This window comes from Rhodanobacter sp. UC4443_H10, assembly GCF_052978325.1.
On record NZ_CM129668.1, the window covers coordinates 1401851 to 1416725 of the forward strand.

Genomic DNA, 14875 nt, shown 5'->3' on the forward strand with positions numbered 1-14875 from the left:
CATTGATCCTCTGAGTTGATTGCCAATCCCATCATGTCTGTTGCCACGTCGACCCGGCCGCCAGCGGCTATCCCACCGGTTGCAGCACGACCTCGTCGACGTCGTCGTCGTGCCGGGGCGAACCCATCCACGTCGTCAGGCCCATCCGTCCTTCGCGCCCCAGGCGCGTCACCGGGACATCGGCCTTCTTCAGTACCAACTGCACATCCCAGGCTTTTTCCTCGCCGACGTAGGTTTTCACCGCGGCCACCAGTTGCCGCAGCGCTTCGCCGCCGGGCAGGAAGTTGTTGAACTGGGCGCGGGTGAGCGGCCCCAGGCGCAGGCGGAAACGCTGCTGGCTGCCGCGCACGTATTCGCCGGTGACCGTGGTCAGGCCCAGTGCTGCAACCTCGCGCGAGGCGCCCAGGCGCAGCTGCGAGGCGGACGGCAGGCGCATCCATTCGGCGATGAACTCGACGACGCCCACCGGCACGCGGAAGAAGCGCTCCAGCATGCCCTGCAGGCCTTCGGCATTGCGCGCCTGCTGCAGCAGGCGTGCGGCGAAGAACCGCTTGAACTGGTCCGGCAAGGCGTCGCGATCGCCCAGATCCGGCGTGGCCAGGCCGACCAGCGCGCCCATGTACAGCTGGAAACGATCCTCCTCGGGGCGATCCAGCTGCACCGTGGGCTGGGCGTCGGCCCAGCTGCGGTAGAACAGGCTCATCATGCGATGGTGGAAGATGTCGGCGAACGCGCGGAAGGTGGAATCCCGCGCGTTGATCTCGCGGTCCATCGCGTATTCGGTCAGGTGCAGCGGCAACGGCCCGTTCGGGCCGAACAGGCCGAAGAACAGGCCTCGCATGCGCGCCGGCCGGCCGCCGCCACCGGGCTGGTAGCTGTCCACGGTGCGTGGCGCAAAGGCCAGCGAAGGGGTCTGGCCCAGGCGCACGAAGTCATCGCTGACCTTGGTCGACTGGCCCAGCCGAGGACGCTCCGGGAATGCGCACTCCAACCGCCGGAGCGCTTCGAAGAACTCGAAGGACTCGGGATGGTCGCGCAGCGCGTTCTCCAGCGCTACAGCGTCTGCCGTGTTCCCAGCCGGGCGGGCCATCGGGCGACCTCGTTGCGTTCCAGCGTGCGCAGAACGGTTTCAGTGAAGGAGTTGATCGACACGTAACGGGTAAAGAACTGCTGCATCACCGCGCCCAGCAGGAACGCTCCGGTGCCCTCGAAGGCGCCGTCGTCGCAGGTCAGGGTGATCTCCAGGCCGCGGCCGAAGGTGATCGGCCCGGGCAACGGGATGCGTCGCACGATGGATTGCGAACTCACCGCCTTGAGCCCCTCGATCTGGCGCAGTGCGCTGGAGTCGAACTCGTCGCAGTACAGGGTCAGCATCTCGCGCAGTGCCGCGGCGCCTTCGCCCGCGTTGTTTTCCAGCAGCGACACGTAGTTGAGCTGCAGGTGGCTGAGCAGGCGCCACGCGGTCTCGCCGGTGGCGACCGAGGCACGCGGCTTGGTCGGACCGGCGACGCAGCGGATCGATTCCACCGGCGCGCCCGTCTCCAGGGTGAAGTCGGTGTGGGACTTGCCGACCGGCATCTGCAACGGAAGGTCGCGGTTGGTGCACATCAGCTGCATGCCGATCTGGCGCAGCTCGGTGGAGTACGGCGCCTCGCTGGAGTCGACCAGCGAGATGAACATCTCGTTGCCGATGTAGCTGGAGCGCGCACCCTGGCGCTTCTGCCGGGAGGACAACAGCCGCGGCTCGCGGCGGATCGTGTAGTAGGCCGAGTGCCGCGCGTGCCAGGTGCGCTCGTCGCAGCCGTAGAACGGCAGGAAGCGCTGCTCCGGCTCCTGCCGGTCGCCGAACCCCTCGACGTTGCCGATGCTGTGGATTTCGAAATCCATCGGCCGGGTGCGATCGGCGAGGATGTGGTATTCGCTGGTGCCCTGCGTCAGGTGGATGCGATCGGCACGCCGCGGGAACAGGTTGATCGCCGGCGTGCAGAACAGCCGGAAGTTGCTGACGTCGACGGCGTTGTGCAGGCTGGCCACGCTGCGGTCGAACAACACCACGATCTCGAACTCGTTGCCCTTGGCCCGCGCCAGCAGCGACCGCAGGCCGGTGAACTCGGCGAACAGGAAGCGCTCGGGGCAGGCGAAATACTCCTGCAGCAGCCGGTAGCCGCTGAACGAGCGCCCGGAGTACGGGATCAGCGCCTCGTCGTCGTCGTAGCCGCGACGCTCGATGTGGCTGGCGTCGTGGTTCTCGTTGATCGCCCCCGACGCGCCCTGCGCGCGGACCTGGTAGCCGACCGCATTGCCGAGCAATTGCTCGTACAGGCGCTTGGGCAGTTCATCGGCACCGGCAAGGAATATCGGCAGCCGGTCCAGCGCCAGCATGTTGGCCTGGGCACCGGCGGTGACGCGGAACTTCAGGCGCAGGCCGGCGCGTACGATCTTGCCGGCCGGCAGCACCACCCCGGCGGCGGCGATCGCGGCGGGGGTCTCGAAATACTTCGCCTCGGCCAGCTCCAGCGGCCACAGGGTGACCTCGTGGGCGGTGCGGTATTCGCAGGCGGTGCGGTCGTCCTTGCCGATCATGCTGCGCAATGCCGTGTGCCGGGCCACCTTGTGGCCGGCCAGCAGGCCGCTTTCCTTGAGGTCCGGGTGCATCTGCACCACGGCCATCGAGGGCACCGGCGCCAGGTAATGCGGATAGATCATCTCCAGCAGGTGCTGGGTGAACACCGGATACTGCGCGTCGAGTTTGAGCTGCACGCGCGCGGCCATGAAGGCAAAGCCTTCCAGCAGGCGTTCCACGTAGGGGTCGGCGCACTCGAAGCCTTCCAGGCCTAGGCGGCCGGCGATCTTCGGATACTCGCGGGCAAACTCGCCGCCCATTTCGCGTACGTGTTGCAGTTCCCGGTTGTAGTAGCGCAGCAGTCTCGGGTCCATGGGCGATCAGCCGAAGCCCTCCGACACCTTGAAGTTGCCGGTCTCCAGGTCGACTTCGGTCTTCAGGTACAGGTTCAACGGAATCGGCTGCGCCCACATTTCCGATTCGATGTTGAAAATCAGCGCCTGGCGATCCATGCGCTTGGTCAACGCGTTGACGTTGACGCGCAGGGTGTTGGCGGTCAGCCGCGGCTCGTAGGCCACGATGGCATCGCGCACACGACGCTGCAGCGCTTCGGCGTTGATTCCCGACAGCGCCGCACCGGTAAGGTCGGGAATGCCGAAGTTGAGCACCGAGCGGGAAACCTCGGGATATTCCTCGAGCTCGACATTCGCCTCCAGGCTCACGCAATTCAGCAGCCAGGAGATATCGCGGGTGACGCATTCGCGCAGTCGAGACACCGAGATCACGCGCTTCTCGCGGCTTTCCTCCAGCTTGCCCGGCTCGTCGTCGGTCAGGCGATCGAGCAGCGAAGGCTGAAGTCGTTCCTGGGTGGTGAGCTCAGCCATGGAAAGTCGGCACTCCGGCTCAGGCGACGTCGAAGGTGATCAGTCGCGCGTCGAGCAGCGGATAGTCGGCCACGTCGGTGGCCAGCATGCGCTGTCCCAGACCGATCTGGTCGCTGCCCTGCTCCACCCAGTCGGTCTTGCGCCCGAGCACGATGTCCTGGTCCTCGGACCGTTCGCTGCCGGCGTAACGCCCCGGAATGAAGCCGATGGCCTGGCCGCCATTGCTCCATGTCACCTGGGTGGGCACCCAGATCTTGTCGCGCAGGTCACTGGGGGCCTCGAATTTCAGCTCGCGCAGGCGCGAGAACGGTACCCAGGAGTAGCCGCCGTTGACGATGATCTCCAGGCACGGCCCGATGCGGGGGTCGGCATCGGCGATCCACTCGAACGCGGCGCCGTCGATGTTGCCCGCCACCGCGGGAGCCTGTTCCAGTGCCTGCTCGCGCAGCGTCGCGGCCTGCTCGTGCCTGCCTTCGGCGCCGAGCTTGAGCGATTGCAGCAGCCACGCCAGCCAGGGTTCCGGCTCGCCGATGATCACCGGCATGCGTTTGCCGGCGAAGACGTCGGCGCGCACCAGTTCGCCCTTCAGCGCCTCCGAATAGGCACCGACCATCATGGCGTTGAGCGGGTCGAGTTCGCCGCAGACGCTGAGCTGGTTCTGTGCCCGCTCCCATTGTCCGAGCAGCGCCAGCAACTGGAATAAAAAAACCCGGCGCTTGGCATCTGCCGGGTTGTTGCGTACTTCCGCCGTGAGCAGTTGCAACGCTTCGTCCGGCCGGCCTTCTTTGAGCTTGCTTTCGGGTGTCATGTCGTCTCTCGATGCCGGCGCCCCGTCGGCAGCGTGGCCGCGGGCGCGGGAAGGTCGCCGTCACCCCGACCGGACGATCCCGGGTGCAGGCGGACAAACGCCGCTGGTCGCACCCGGAAGTCCGGGGTGCGACAAGCCGTTGCATTCGTCCCCTGCACCTGGACCGCCGGACAGCAGGTTCCGGCGAAGCCTGGTCAGGCGCCAGCTCAGCTCGCCGCGACTTCCTCGACGCTGTACCCGACCGTGCCGGCCGAAGCCACCACGCCCTTGTCGTTCTGGGCGAAGTACTCGACGTCGAACTTGGCGAAGCTGATCGAGATGTTCTCCGTCAGCATGTCCTCACCGCCCGAGCCGCCGGTGGAATAGCTGGTCACCATCGCGCTGGTCAGCTTGATGGTGAAGTAGTCCTCCTGCTTGCCGCCGGCCTTGGACACGAACAAGGTCGCGGTGCCGATGTGCGCGCCGGTGACCAGCGCCTTGATGAAGGACGTGGTGCTCTTGTCGAGGTACTTGGTGAAGCTGATGTCCTGCACGTTGGCCTTGCCCGCGCCGCCGCCGGTGCCATGGCCGAAGGAACCGCTCTGCGACATCCCCCAGGACCAGGCCAGCAGCTGGATCTGGTCCTTGTGCTTGGTGTGCTTGGATTCGCCGGTGAAGGTGACGTCGCCGCCCTCCAGCTTCAGGTGCATGTCTAGTGCCATGAGAATTCTCCTTGTCTGTTGAAATCAGGTGAACCGGACAGTTCTCGCTCGGAGGAAGCTGCTCGGCGATTGACTGGTACTGCCAGTTGAAACCGTGGAACGAACCTGCGAGAAACTTCCGGGTCAGCTCTTGGCCGCCGAAGGAAGACGGGACACCAGCCTCAGGGAAACGGTCAGGCCCTCCAACTGATAATGCGGCTTGAGGAAAAACTTCGACGTGTAATACCCAGGTGCTCCTTCCACCTCTTCCACCACCACCTCCGCGGCCGACAAGGGTTTGCGGGCCTTGGTCTCTTCGCTGGAGTTGGCCGGGTCGCCGTCGACGTACTGGTTGATCCAGGACGCCAGCCAGCGCTCCATCGCCGTACGATCCTTGAAGGAGCCGATCTTGTCGCGCACGATGCACTTCAGGTAATGCGCGAAGCGGCAGCAGGCGAACATGTACGGCAAGCGCGCGCCCAGCGCCGCGTTGGCGGTGGCGTCCGGATCGTCGTACTCCTCCGGCTTGCTCAGCGACTGGGCACTGATGAACGCGGCCATGTCCGAGTTCTTGCGATGCACCAGCGGCATCATGCCCATCTTGTCCAGCTCGGCCGAGCGGCGATCGGTGATCGCGATCTCGGTCGGGCACTTCATGTCCACGCCGCCGTCGTCGGTCGGGAAGGTGTGTGCGGGCAGGCCTTCCACCGCGCCGCCGGACTCGATGCCGCGGATGCGCGAGCACCAGCCATATTCCTTGAACGAGCGGTTGATATTCACCGCCATCGCGTAAGCCGCGTTCTGCCAGGTGTACTTGGACGAGTCCGCGCCGGCAGTGTCTTCCTCGAAGTTGAACTCCTCCACCGGATCGGTGTTGGCGCCATACGGCAGGCGGGCCAGGGTGCGCGGCATGGTCAGGCCGATGTACTTGGCATCGTCCGACTCGCGCAGCGAGCGCCACGCGGCATAGTCCGGCGTGGAGAACACCTTGGCCAGGTCGCGCGGGTTGGCAAGCTCGTTCCAGCTGTCCATGCCCATCAGGGTGGAAGCCGCGGCCGAGATGAACGGCGCGTGTGCCGCCGCAGCAACCTGCGCGATGCCCGAGAGCAGCTCGACGTCGGGCGGGCTGTGGTCGAAGTAGTAGTCGCCGACCAGGCAGCCATAGGGCTCGCCGCCCAGTTGGCCGTACTCTTCCTCATACAGCTTCTTGAAGATCGGGCTCTGGTCCCAGGCCGTGCCCTTGTAGCGTTTCAGGGTCTTGCCCAGCTCCTTCTTGGAGATGTTCATCACGCGGATCTTCAGCAGCTGATCCGTCTCCGTGTTGTTGACCAGGTGATGCAGGCCGCGCCACGCGCTTTCCAGCTTCTGGAAATCGGGGTGGTGCATGATCAGGTTGATCTGCTCGCTGAGCTTGCGGTCGATCTCGGCGATGTAGGCGTTGATGGTCTGGGCGACGTCGTCGGAAACGATGTCGGCCTTGTTCAGCACCTGCTCGGCCAGGGTGCGCACGGCCGATTCGACCTCTTCCTTGGCGCGGTCGCTCTTGGGTTTGAACTCCTTGCTCAGCAACGCAGCGAAGTCGCCGGCGTCGAGAGTCTGTACGGCGCCTTCCTGTTCGGCTAGCTTTTCGGTGGCCATGCGTGCTTACTCCCCGTCTTTGTTGGTGTCGTCGGCGGGCTTGGGCGCCGAAACCAGCGACTGCAGCAGCGCCGGGTCCTTGAGTGCCTGGGCAATCAGGTTTTCAGCGCCTGCCTTGCCGTCCATGTAGGTATCCAGGTTGGCAAGCTGCGTGCGCGCCTCGAGCAGTTTCGCCACGGCGCCCACCTTGCGGGCGACCGCCGCTGGCGAGAAGTCGTCCATGCTCTCGAAGGTGATGTCCACCGCCAGGCTGCCTTCGCCGGTGAGCGTGTTCGGCACCGCGAAGGTCACCCGCGGCTTCATCGAATTCAGGCGGCTGTCGAAATTGTCGACGTCGATCTCCAGCGCCTTGCGATCCTCGATCGGCGGCAGCTCGCCCGCATTGGCACCGGACAGGTCCGACATCACGCCCATCACGAACGGTACCTGCACCTTCTTCTGTGCGCCGTAGACCTCGACGTCGTACTCGATCTGCACGCGGGGCGCACGATTGCGCGCGATGAATTTCTGACTACTTTGCTTGGCCATGCGACTCTCCCGGTGGGCATGCTTGGGTTTTCGAGATGCAGCATTCATCCGCCCCGGCGCGGCCGGGACCTGCCCGGCGGCAACGGAACGAAAAGTCATTGAAGGCAGGTGCGCAGACGCGGCGGCGACCTTGCACGGTCGTGACCGAGACATCGTGCGCGCGGCATTGGCGATCGGCAGAAAGATCGGGCGACACGGCAACGCGCCCGCGCGAACCGCGTCGACGTACGGGAGCAAGGCACGATTCCGATGGCGACTGTGCACGCAAGTCCATACGTCCCCTTCGTTCCCCCCGGCGGTTCGGCAGTGGCGGCATGACATGCGCCGCGACGGATGCAACGTCTCGGCACACCATCCGACTTTACTGAAGCACCACATCCCGCCGTCGCACGTCGAAACCGATGACCACCCCACCTCGGCGTTGGACTTGGCGTAGCTGCGTGCCCGATCTCCTCGTCGCCTCACGGCGCGCCCGGACCCGAAGATCGCTGGCAGCCGGAGTACGATCGACCGTCCGGGCAATCTACATCCGTGAAGAGATTGCTGCAAGCTGAATCGACGGAATTCCGCCGATCCGCGAGGGAGCGGCGAGAGGGCATCGAATCGAGCGGCTGGCGAGGGCACGCGCAGCGGACGCGAACGTGTTCGGCGAACGAATCAGATGGCCGCGCAGCCAGCGACGAGCGCGCCGTCGCCCCACGAAAAAGGGGAACCCTGGCCGGATTCCCCTCTCGGTTCCACTCGATCGGTGGATCATGGAATTGGTGGGCGGTACAAGGATCGAACTTGTGACCCCTACCATGTCAAGGTAGTGCTCTACCGCTGAGCTAACCGCCCGTCGCCACGGCCAGGCCGTGCGAGCCGCGCAGTATACGGGAGCCGACGGCGCCCGACAATATCCCGCCGCCCGGCTCAGCGCAGGGCCTGCTCGCGCAACTGGTGGATCTGGTCGCGCAGCCGGGCGGCGTCCTCGAACTCCAGGTTCTGGGCGTGCTTGTACATCTGCGCCTCCAGCTTCTTCAGCAGGGCAGCCGCCTGCGCCGCGCCGAGACCGGCGTAATCGGCGCCCTGCTCGGCCACCGCGCGGTCGCGGGTGCGCGTCTTGCCGCCACGCCGGTTGCCGACCTCGCTGCGCGCGCCCTCCATGATGTCGGCGATGCGCCGCACCACGGTTTTCGGGGTGATGCCGTGCACCTCGTTGAAGACGATCTGCTTCTCGCGGCGGCGGGCGGTCTCGTCCATCGCCGCCTGCATCGAGCGGGTGACGTTGTCGGCGTACAGGATCGCCTTGCCGCGCACGTTGCGGGCAGCGCGGCCGATGGTCTGGATCAGCGAGCCGGTGGAACGCAGGAAGCCCTCCTTGTCCGCGTCGAGGATCGCCACCAGTGATACCTCGGGCATGTCCAGGCCCTCGCGCAGCAGGTTGATGCCGACCAGCACGTCGAACTCGCCCAGGCGCAGGTCGCGGATGATCTCGCTGCGCTCCACCGTCTCGATGTCCGAGTGCAGGTAACGCACCTTCACGTCGTGCTCGGACAGGTACTCGGTGAGGTTCTCGGCCATGCGCTTGGTCAGCGTGGTGACCAGTACGCGGTCGCCCATCGCCACGCGCTTGTGCACCTCGCTGAGCAGGTCGTCGACCTGGGTGCGCACCGGGCGCACCTCGACTTCCGGGTCGACCAGGCCGGTCGGGCGCACCACCAGCTCGGTCACCGCATCGCCGGATTTGTGCAGTTCGTAATCGCGCGGCGTGGCGGAGACGTAGATCGCCCGCGGCACGCGCTCCTCCCATTCCTCGAAGCGCAGCGGCCGGTTGTCCATCGCCGAGGGCAGGCGGAAACCGAACTCCACCAGGGTCTCCTTGCGCGAGCGGTCGCCCTTGTACATCGCGCCCAGCTGCGGCACGGTGACGTGCGACTCGTCCACCACCAGCAGGCCGTCGGCCGGCAGGTAGTCGAACAGGGTCGGCGGCGGCTCGCCCGGCGCGCGGCGGGTCAGGTGGCGCGAGTAGTTCTCGATGCCCTGGCAGTAGCCGACCTCGGCCATCATCTCCAGGTCGAAGCGGGTGCGCTGCTCCAGTCGCTGCGCCTCGACCAGCTTGTTCTCCCGGTAGAGATATTCCAGCCGATCCTTCAGCTCGAGCTTGATCGTCTCGATCGCGTTGAGCACGCTCTCGCGGGTGCTGGCGTAATGGGTGCGGGGATAGACGGTGTAGCGCTGCACCTTGCGGATCGTCTCGCCGGTGAGCGGATCGAACAGCGCCATCTTCTCCACTTCGCCATCGAACAGCTCGATGCGCAGCGCCTCGGTCTCCGACTCGGCCGGGAACACGTCGACGATCTCGCCGCGCACGCGATAGGTGCCGCGGCGCAGCTCCGTTTCGTTGCGGGTGTACTGCAGCTCGGTCAGCTGGTGGATCAGCTTGCGCTGGTCGATGCGCTCGCCGGTGGCCAGGATCAGGCGCAGTGACAGGTAGTCCTCCGGATTGCCCAGGCCGTAGATCGCCGAGACGGTGGCCACGATGATCGAATCGCGGCGCGACAGCAGCGCCTTGGTCGCCGACAGCCGCATCTGCTCGATGTGCTCGTTGATCGAGGCATCCTTCTCGATGAAGGTGTCCGACGCCACCACGTAGGCTTCCGGCTGGTAGTAGTCGTAGTAGCTGACGAAGTACTCCACCGCATTGTGCGGGAAGAACTCCCTGAACTCGCCGTACAGCTGCGCGGCCAGCGTCTTGTTCGGCGCCATCACGATGGTCGGGCGCTGGATGCGCTCGATCACGTTCGCGATGGTGTAGGTCTTGCCCGAACCGGTCACGCCGAGCAGGGTCTGCGCGGCCAGGCCGGCCTCGAAACCCTCGGCCAGGCGCTGGATCGCCTGCGGCTGGTCGCCGGCGGGCTGGTAGGGGGCGGCGAGTTGGAAGCGGTCGGTCATCAGCTGCAGATGTGGGCGGGACGGCACATTTTAAATCCGGCCTGCTGACATGCCGCGTCAGCAGAGTCCGACGCCGCGGGCGGCATCGGGCTGCTGGCTGGCACGGGCCATCGTCCTAGCATGCCGGTTCCGGCACAGCGCAGGATGCGAGATGACGACGACGCCATGGAAAGCGAACCGCGGTTTCAGCCTGATCGAACAAGTCATGGTACTGGCCATCGCCGGCATTCTGACCGGCATCGCGTTGCCGCCGCTGCACCATGTGTTGAGCCGCAATCGACTGCAGGCGGCGCAAAGCGACTTCATCGCCGCCTTGCGACACACGCGCAGCACCGCGGCGATCACCGGCAAACGCACGCTGTTCTGCCCCAGTGCGGATGGCAGCCGATGCAGCGAAGACAACCGCTGGGAACATGGCTGGCTGCTCGGACAGGACCTCGACGGCGATCACCAGCCCGATGGCCAACCCGCCCGCACCGGGACGGCCTACGACCTGGGCCTGCGCATCACCAGCAGCAATGGCCGCCACGAGGTGCGTTTCCAGCCTGACGGCAGTGCCGGCGGCAGCAACCTGACCTTGCTGTTCTGCGAGCCGGGGCGGGACAGCCAGGCGCTCAGCGTGGTGGTGTCCAATGCCGGCCGGGTGCGCGGGGCGCCGGCCACAGCCGCACAGGCCGCGCGCTGCCAACATGGCGGCTGACGCGCGAAGTCAGCGGTCGTCGCGCGTCCAGATCGCGCCGTCTTCCTCGCGCACCGGAAAGCTGGCGATCGGGACATACGCCGGCGGCCTGGTCACCGCACCGGTGCGCAGGTCGAAGCGCGCGCCGTGGCGCGGGCATTCCACCTCGAATCCGAACACTTCGCCGCCAGCCAGTTCGCCGCCATCGTGGGTGCAGGTGTCCTCGACCGCATACAGCGCGCCGTCGATGTTGTACACGGCGATCGACGTGTCGCCGTCCCACACCACCTTGTATTCGCCGGGCAGGAAATCGCTGCGCGTGCCGACCCTGATCCATCCGTTCATGCAAGCACCTCGGTGAACTCCTTGACCAGCACCTCGAAACACAGGTCGGCGCGACGCGGAATGCCGAAACGCTCGTTGCCGTACGGGAACGGCTGCCGTTCACCGGTGCGCCGGTAGCCGCGCCGGCCATACCAGGCGATCAGCTCTTCGCGCTGCACGATCACCGTCATGCGCATCGCGCTGCAATGCCACTGTTCGCGCGCGATGCGTTCGGCCTGGGCCAGCACCTGCTTGCCCAGGCCGTGGCCCTGCTCCGCCGGGTCAACCGCGAACATGCCGAAATAGCCGGCCGCAGCTTGCCGCTCGACGTGGCAGCTCGCCACCAGCGCACCGTCGCGGAACGCCAGCAGCACGCAGCTGTCCGGCCGCGCGATCAACGCCTCGACATCGGCCGCGTCGGTGCGCTGGCCGTCGAGCAGGTGGGATTCGGTGGTCCAGCCGCGCAAGCCCGATTCGCCGCGATAAGCCGATTCGACCAGCGCGACGATGGCAGGGACGTCCGCCGCGCGGGCGGTGCGAAATGCGACGGGGGCGCGTGGCTCTGTCATCCGCGCATGGTAATGCGCGACGTGCCGGCCGGCCATGATCTGCAGCAAGCGCGCACGCCGGATCGACTCATGCCGACGGGGTGGCCAGCCGACGGGCCTCGTAGACCTTGAGGTGCGCATGGACGAGTTCCAGCATCGCGGCCGGCAGCTGCGCCTGCCGCGCGCGCGCAAGCATGTCGCCCACCACGTGGTCGGCCTCGATCGGATGGCCCTGGCGCAGGTCGCGCAGCATGGAAGCTTCGAGGCGCGACCCTGGTTCCGTCAGCATGCCGCGCGCCCGTTCCAGCACGCGCTCGTGGGGAGCATGGCCGGCCGCTGCCGCCGTCGCGCGGCATTCCTCCAGCAGGGCGAGCGCCGCCGCGCGACCGCCGGGTGCGGCCTCGATCTCGCCGATCGCCCCGCGCATCAGGCAGGTGATGCCGGCCAGCGAGGTCAGGAAAAACCATTTGTCCCACATCTCCTGCACGATCGCGTCGCTGGGTCGCGCGTCGAAACCGGCCTGGCCCAGCATTTCGGTGATCGCCTGCATGCGCGCGGACGCGCTGCCGTCGCGCTCGCCGAAGGTGAGGCTGTGAAGCCGGTTGAGATGCTGCACGGCTCCTTGCGCGTCGAGCGTGGCGGAAATGGCGCATTGGCCGCCAAAGATGCGCTCGGCACCGAAGCGGTGATCCAGCAGGTCGAGATGGCGCATGCCGTTGAGCAATGGCAGCACGGTGGTGCGCTCGCCCACGGCCGGAGCGATGTCGACCATCGCCTGCTCCAGGCCGTAGGCCTTGCAGCTGAGCAGAATCAGGTCGAACGGCTCGCACAGTGCACTTGCCAGCACGGTCGGCGGCGCGGGCAGGTCGACGTCGCCGGCCGCGCTGCGGATGACCAGGCCGTGCTGCGCCAGCTGCCGCGCGCGGCCCTCACGCACCAGGAAGGTCACATCGCGCCCGTGCTGCAGCAGGCGACCGCCAAAATAGCCGCCGGTAGCCCCGGCGCCCACGACCAGCACACGCATTTCAGTCTCCTCTCGATCCGGCATCGGGCGACAGCTGCATGCGCGCCGCCTGGGCGTCCTTCTCGTGCCACAAGTCGTTCATCCATGCCTTGACCCGGCCGCGGAATGCCGCGTCCTCGTCGTAGCTGCCGATCAGCTCGCGACCGATCGGGCGTTCACGCACATGCACGCGAATTTCGCGCACGCGACCGGCGATCAGGTCGGCAATGGTGCATGGGCCATGCGGATAGACGATGGTGACGTCGAGGATCGCGTGCAGCGCCTCGCCCATCGCATCGAGCACGAAGGCCACGCCGCCGGCTTTCGGCCGCAGCAGGTAGCGAAACGGCGAATGCTGCGCGTCGTGCTTGGCCGGCGTGAAGCGCGTGCCTTCGGCGAAGTTCATCACCGACACCGGCATGTGGCGGAACTTCTCGCAGGCGCGGCGGGTCGCCTCGCGGTCCTTGCCCTGCAGCTCGGGGTGGCGCAGCAGGGTCTGCCGCGAATAGCGCTTCATGAAGGGGAAATCCAGCGCCCACCATGCCAGGCCGAGCAAGGGCACCCAGATCAGTTCCTGCTTGAGGAAAAAGCGCAGGAACGGGATGCGCCGGTTGAACACCTTCTGCAGCACCGGGATATCCACCCAGCTCTGGTGGTTGCACAGCACCAGGTAGTTGCCGTCGCGACGCAGCCCGGCCAGCCCCTCCACCTGCCAGCGCACGCGGGCGAATACGCCGAACAGGACATTGTTGACGCCGATCCAGCTTTCCGCGATGGCGACCAGGGCTCGTGAGCAGGCCTGCCGGATCGCGTGCACCGGCAGCAGCAGCTTGAGCAGGGTGAACGCGAAAATGAAAGCCACGTGCAACAGGATGTTGAGTGCAAGCGCAAGCAGCGCCAGCGGCACGCGGATGAACGATGGCAACGAGGCAAGCATGGGGATGATCGATGGGAACTCCGCCGCACATGATGCCCGACCGTGGCGGCGGCAGGAAAGCCGCCGCCGTTTCAGCGCAGCAGGCGGCGCACCTTGAGCAGGGCGACGACGAAACTGTCGATCTCCTCGCGCGTGTTGTAGAGCGCCAGCGACGCACGCAGCGTGGCGGGCACGCCGAAGAACTGCATCAACGGATGCGCGCAGTGGTGGCCGGAGCGCACGGCGACGCCTTCGAGGTCGAGCAGGGTCGCTAGATCGGTGGCCTGCGCACCTTCCAGCAGGAACGAGACCACCGGCTCCTTCTCGGCCGCCTCGCCGATGATGCGCAGGCCGGGAATCTCGCGCAGGCGTTCCGTGGCGTAATGCAGCAGTTGCTGCTCCCATGCCTCGATCGCCGCGAAGCCGACCGACTCGTAGTAGTCGATCGCCGCCGCCAGGCCGACGAAGCCGGCGATGTTCGGCGTGCCGGCCTCGAACTTGTGCGGTGGCGCAGCGAAGGTGGTGCCGGAGAACTTCACCTCGCGGATCATCTCGCCGCCGCCGAAAAACGGCGGCATCGCCTCCAGGTGTTCGCGCCTCGCCCACAGCGCGCCGGTGCCGGTGGGGCCGAGCATCTTGTGCCCGGTCAGCGCGTAGAAATCGCAGCCCAGCGCCTGCACGTCCACCCGCCGGTGCGGCACCGCCTGCGAGCCGTCGACCAGCAGCGGGATACCGCGCTTGCGGCATTCGCGCGCGATCTCGCGCACCGGGTTGACCGTGCCCAGCACATTGGAAACGTGGGTGACGCAGGCCAGCTTCACCTCCGGCGTCAGCATCTCGACGTACTTCTCCACGATCAGCTCGCCGCGCTCGTCGATCGGCGCGGCCTTCACCGTGGCGCCGCGGCGCGCGGCAACCAGCTGCCACGGCACGATGTTGGCGTGGTGCTCCATCACCGTGGTGAGGATGCTGTCGCCCGCCTTCAGTTGCGGCAGCACATGGCTGTAGGCGACCAGGTTGGTGGCCTGGGTGGTGCCGGAGGTGAGGATGACCTCATCGCGCGAACCGGCATGGATGAACCGCGCGAGCTTGTCGCGCGCGCCTTCATACGCCGCCGTGGCCTCCTCGCCCAGCTGATGCACCGCGCGCGACACGTTGGCGTTGTGTTCGCGATAGTGGGTGTTCACCGCCTCGATCACCGACACCGGCTTCTGGCTGGTGTTGGCGCTGTCGAAGTACACCAGCGGCTTGCCGTGCACCGTGCGCGACAGCAACGGGAAGTCCGCGCGGATGCGCTGGACGTCGAAGACGGTCGGTGTGCTGGCTTGTGCGTTCATTCGGAGAATCCGGTTGGGACTCCCTCCCCTGCT

Annotated in this window: 14 protein-coding genes and 1 tRNA gene; 1 reads left to right on the forward strand and 14 read right to left on the reverse strand. The window is 66.6% G+C overall.

Annotation, left to right across the window (positions count from 1 at the left end):
- Positions 1-67: 67 nt before the first annotated feature.
- From tssG to uvrB, 9 genes are all read right to left on the reverse strand, one after another.
- Positions 68-1090, reverse strand: a complete 1023-nt coding sequence (gene tssG, locus ACVCMB_RS06680) for a type VI secretion system baseplate subunit TssG (protein ID WP_324899059.1) — start codon at positions 1088-1090, stop codon at positions 68-70.
- On the reverse strand, positions 1054-2937 hold the full coding sequence (gene tssF / locus ACVCMB_RS06685) for a type VI secretion system baseplate subunit TssF (RefSeq protein WP_324899057.1): 1884 nt from the start codon (positions 2935-2937) through the stop codon (positions 1054-1056). The genes tssG and tssF overlap by 37 nt, the downstream gene beginning before the upstream one ends.
- A 6-nt stretch (positions 2938-2943) precedes the next feature.
- Positions 2944-3447 (reverse strand): type VI secretion system baseplate subunit TssE, encoded by a 504-nt coding sequence (gene tssE, locus ACVCMB_RS06690; protein ID WP_324899055.1) that lies wholly within the window; start codon positions 3445-3447, stop codon positions 2944-2946.
- Between the two features lie 19 nt (positions 3448-3466).
- On the reverse strand, positions 3467-4255 hold the full coding sequence (locus tag ACVCMB_RS06695) for a type VI secretion system accessory protein TagJ (protein ID WP_324899053.1): 789 nt from the start codon (positions 4253-4255) through the stop codon (positions 3467-3469).
- Between the two features lie 206 nt (positions 4256-4461).
- Entirely contained in the window at positions 4462-4956 is a 495-nt protein-coding gene (locus tag ACVCMB_RS06700) for an Hcp family type VI secretion system effector (RefSeq protein ID WP_324899050.1), read from the reverse strand.
- Between the two features lie 123 nt (positions 4957-5079).
- Complete coding sequence (tssC, locus tag ACVCMB_RS06705) at positions 5080-6573, reverse strand: type VI secretion system contractile sheath large subunit (protein ID WP_324899048.1); 1494 nt, start codon at positions 6571-6573, stop codon at positions 5080-5082.
- A gap of 6 nt (positions 6574-6579) precedes the next feature.
- Positions 6580-7101, reverse strand: a complete 522-nt coding sequence (gene tssB / locus ACVCMB_RS06710) for a type VI secretion system contractile sheath small subunit (RefSeq protein WP_324899045.1) — start codon at positions 7099-7101, stop codon at positions 6580-6582.
- Between the two features lie 762 nt (positions 7102-7863).
- Positions 7864-7938: transfer RNA gene (locus ACVCMB_RS06715), tRNA-Val, on the reverse strand.
- 75 nt (positions 7939-8013) lie between these two features.
- On the reverse strand, positions 8014-10035 hold the full coding sequence (gene uvrB, locus ACVCMB_RS06720; protein ID WP_447107144.1) for an excinuclease ABC subunit UvrB: 2022 nt from the start codon (positions 10033-10035) through the stop codon (positions 8014-8016).
- 151 nt (positions 10036-10186) lie between these two features.
- Here uvrB and ACVCMB_RS06725 point away from each other — a divergent pair, with 151 nt between their 5' ends.
- A complete protein-coding gene (locus ACVCMB_RS06725; RefSeq protein ID WP_447106483.1) occupies positions 10187-10735 on the forward strand; it encodes a GspH/FimT family pseudopilin in 549 nt (182 codons plus the stop codon).
- Positions 10736-10744: 9 nt separating this feature from the next.
- Here ACVCMB_RS06725 and ACVCMB_RS06730 read toward each other — a convergent pair whose 3' ends face one another.
- The 5 genes from ACVCMB_RS06730 to ACVCMB_RS06750 all read right to left on the reverse strand — a co-directional run bounded on the left by ACVCMB_RS06730 (position 10745) and on the right by ACVCMB_RS06750 (position 14842).
- The gene (locus tag ACVCMB_RS06730) at positions 10745-11059 is read right to left on the reverse strand and encodes a non-heme iron oxygenase ferredoxin subunit (RefSeq protein WP_395119690.1); all 315 of its coding nucleotides are present in this window, start codon (positions 11057-11059) and stop codon (positions 10745-10747) included.
- Entirely contained in the window at positions 11056-11607 is a 552-nt protein-coding gene (locus ACVCMB_RS06735; RefSeq protein ID WP_447099983.1) for a GNAT family N-acetyltransferase, read from the reverse strand. Before ACVCMB_RS06735 ends, ACVCMB_RS06730 begins: the two co-directional genes overlap by 4 nt.
- Before the next feature lie 67 nt (positions 11608-11674).
- Positions 11675-12610 carry a 2-dehydropantoate 2-reductase gene (panE, locus tag ACVCMB_RS06740; RefSeq protein WP_447106484.1) on the reverse strand — a complete coding sequence of 312 codons (936 nt, stop codon included), beginning with the start codon at positions 12608-12610 and terminating at the stop codon, positions 11675-11677.
- 1 nt (position 12611) lies between these two features.
- Positions 12612-13526: an acyltransferase gene (locus tag ACVCMB_RS06745; RefSeq protein WP_395119693.1), complete on the reverse strand. Its 915-nt coding sequence runs from the start codon at positions 13524-13526 to the stop codon at positions 12612-12614.
- A gap of 71 nt (positions 13527-13597) precedes the next feature.
- Positions 13598-14842, reverse strand: coding sequence for an aminotransferase class V-fold PLP-dependent enzyme (locus tag ACVCMB_RS06750; RefSeq protein ID WP_447106485.1), 1245 nt, complete (start codon positions 14840-14842; stop codon positions 13598-13600).
- Positions 14843-14875: the final 33 nt, after the last annotated feature.

Excerpts from the sequence above, each read along its gene's own strand:
- tssG (WP_324899059.1), bottom strand. The coding sequence starts at position 1,090 with ATGGCCCGCCCGGCTGGGAACACGGCAGACGCTGTAGCGCTGGAGAAC.
- tssF (WP_324899057.1), bottom strand. The coding sequence starts at position 2,937 with ATGGACCCGAGACTGCTGCGCTACTACAACCGGGAACTGCAACACGTA.
- tssE (WP_324899055.1), bottom strand. The coding sequence starts at position 3,447 with ATGGCTGAGCTCACCACCCAGGAACGACTTCAGCCTTCGCTGCTCGAT.
- ACVCMB_RS06695 (WP_324899053.1), bottom strand. The coding sequence starts at position 4,255 with ATGACACCCGAAAGCAAGCTCAAAGAAGGCCGGCCGGACGAAGCGTTG.
- ACVCMB_RS06700 (WP_324899050.1), bottom strand. The coding sequence starts at position 4,956 with ATGGCACTAGACATGCACCTGAAGCTGGAGGGCGGCGACGTCACCTTC.
- tssC (WP_324899048.1), bottom strand. The coding sequence starts at position 6,573 with ATGGCCACCGAAAAGCTAGCCGAACAGGAAGGCGCCGTACAGACTCTC.
- tssB (WP_324899045.1), bottom strand. The coding sequence starts at position 7,101 with ATGGCCAAGCAAAGTAGTCAGAAATTCATCGCGCGCAATCGTGCGCCC.
- uvrB (WP_447107144.1), bottom strand. The coding sequence starts at position 10,035 with ATGACCGACCGCTTCCAACTCGCCGCCCCCTACCAGCCCGCCGGCGAC.
- ACVCMB_RS06725 (WP_447106483.1), top strand. The coding sequence starts at position 10,187 with ATGACGACGACGCCATGGAAAGCGAACCGCGGTTTCAGCCTGATCGAA.
- ACVCMB_RS06730 (WP_395119690.1), bottom strand. The coding sequence starts at position 11,059 with ATGAACGGATGGATCAGGGTCGGCACGCGCAGCGATTTCCTGCCCGGC.
- ACVCMB_RS06735 (WP_447099983.1), bottom strand. The coding sequence starts at position 11,607 with ATGACAGAGCCACGCGCCCCCGTCGCATTTCGCACCGCCCGCGCGGCG.
- panE (WP_447106484.1), bottom strand. The coding sequence starts at position 12,610 with ATGCGTGTGCTGGTCGTGGGCGCCGGGGCTACCGGCGGCTATTTTGGC.
- ACVCMB_RS06745 (WP_395119693.1), bottom strand. The coding sequence starts at position 13,526 with ATGCTTGCCTCGTTGCCATCGTTCATCCGCGTGCCGCTGGCGCTGCTT.
- ACVCMB_RS06750 (WP_447106485.1), bottom strand. The coding sequence starts at position 14,842 with ATGAACGCACAAGCCAGCACACCGACCGTCTTCGACGTCCAGCGCATC.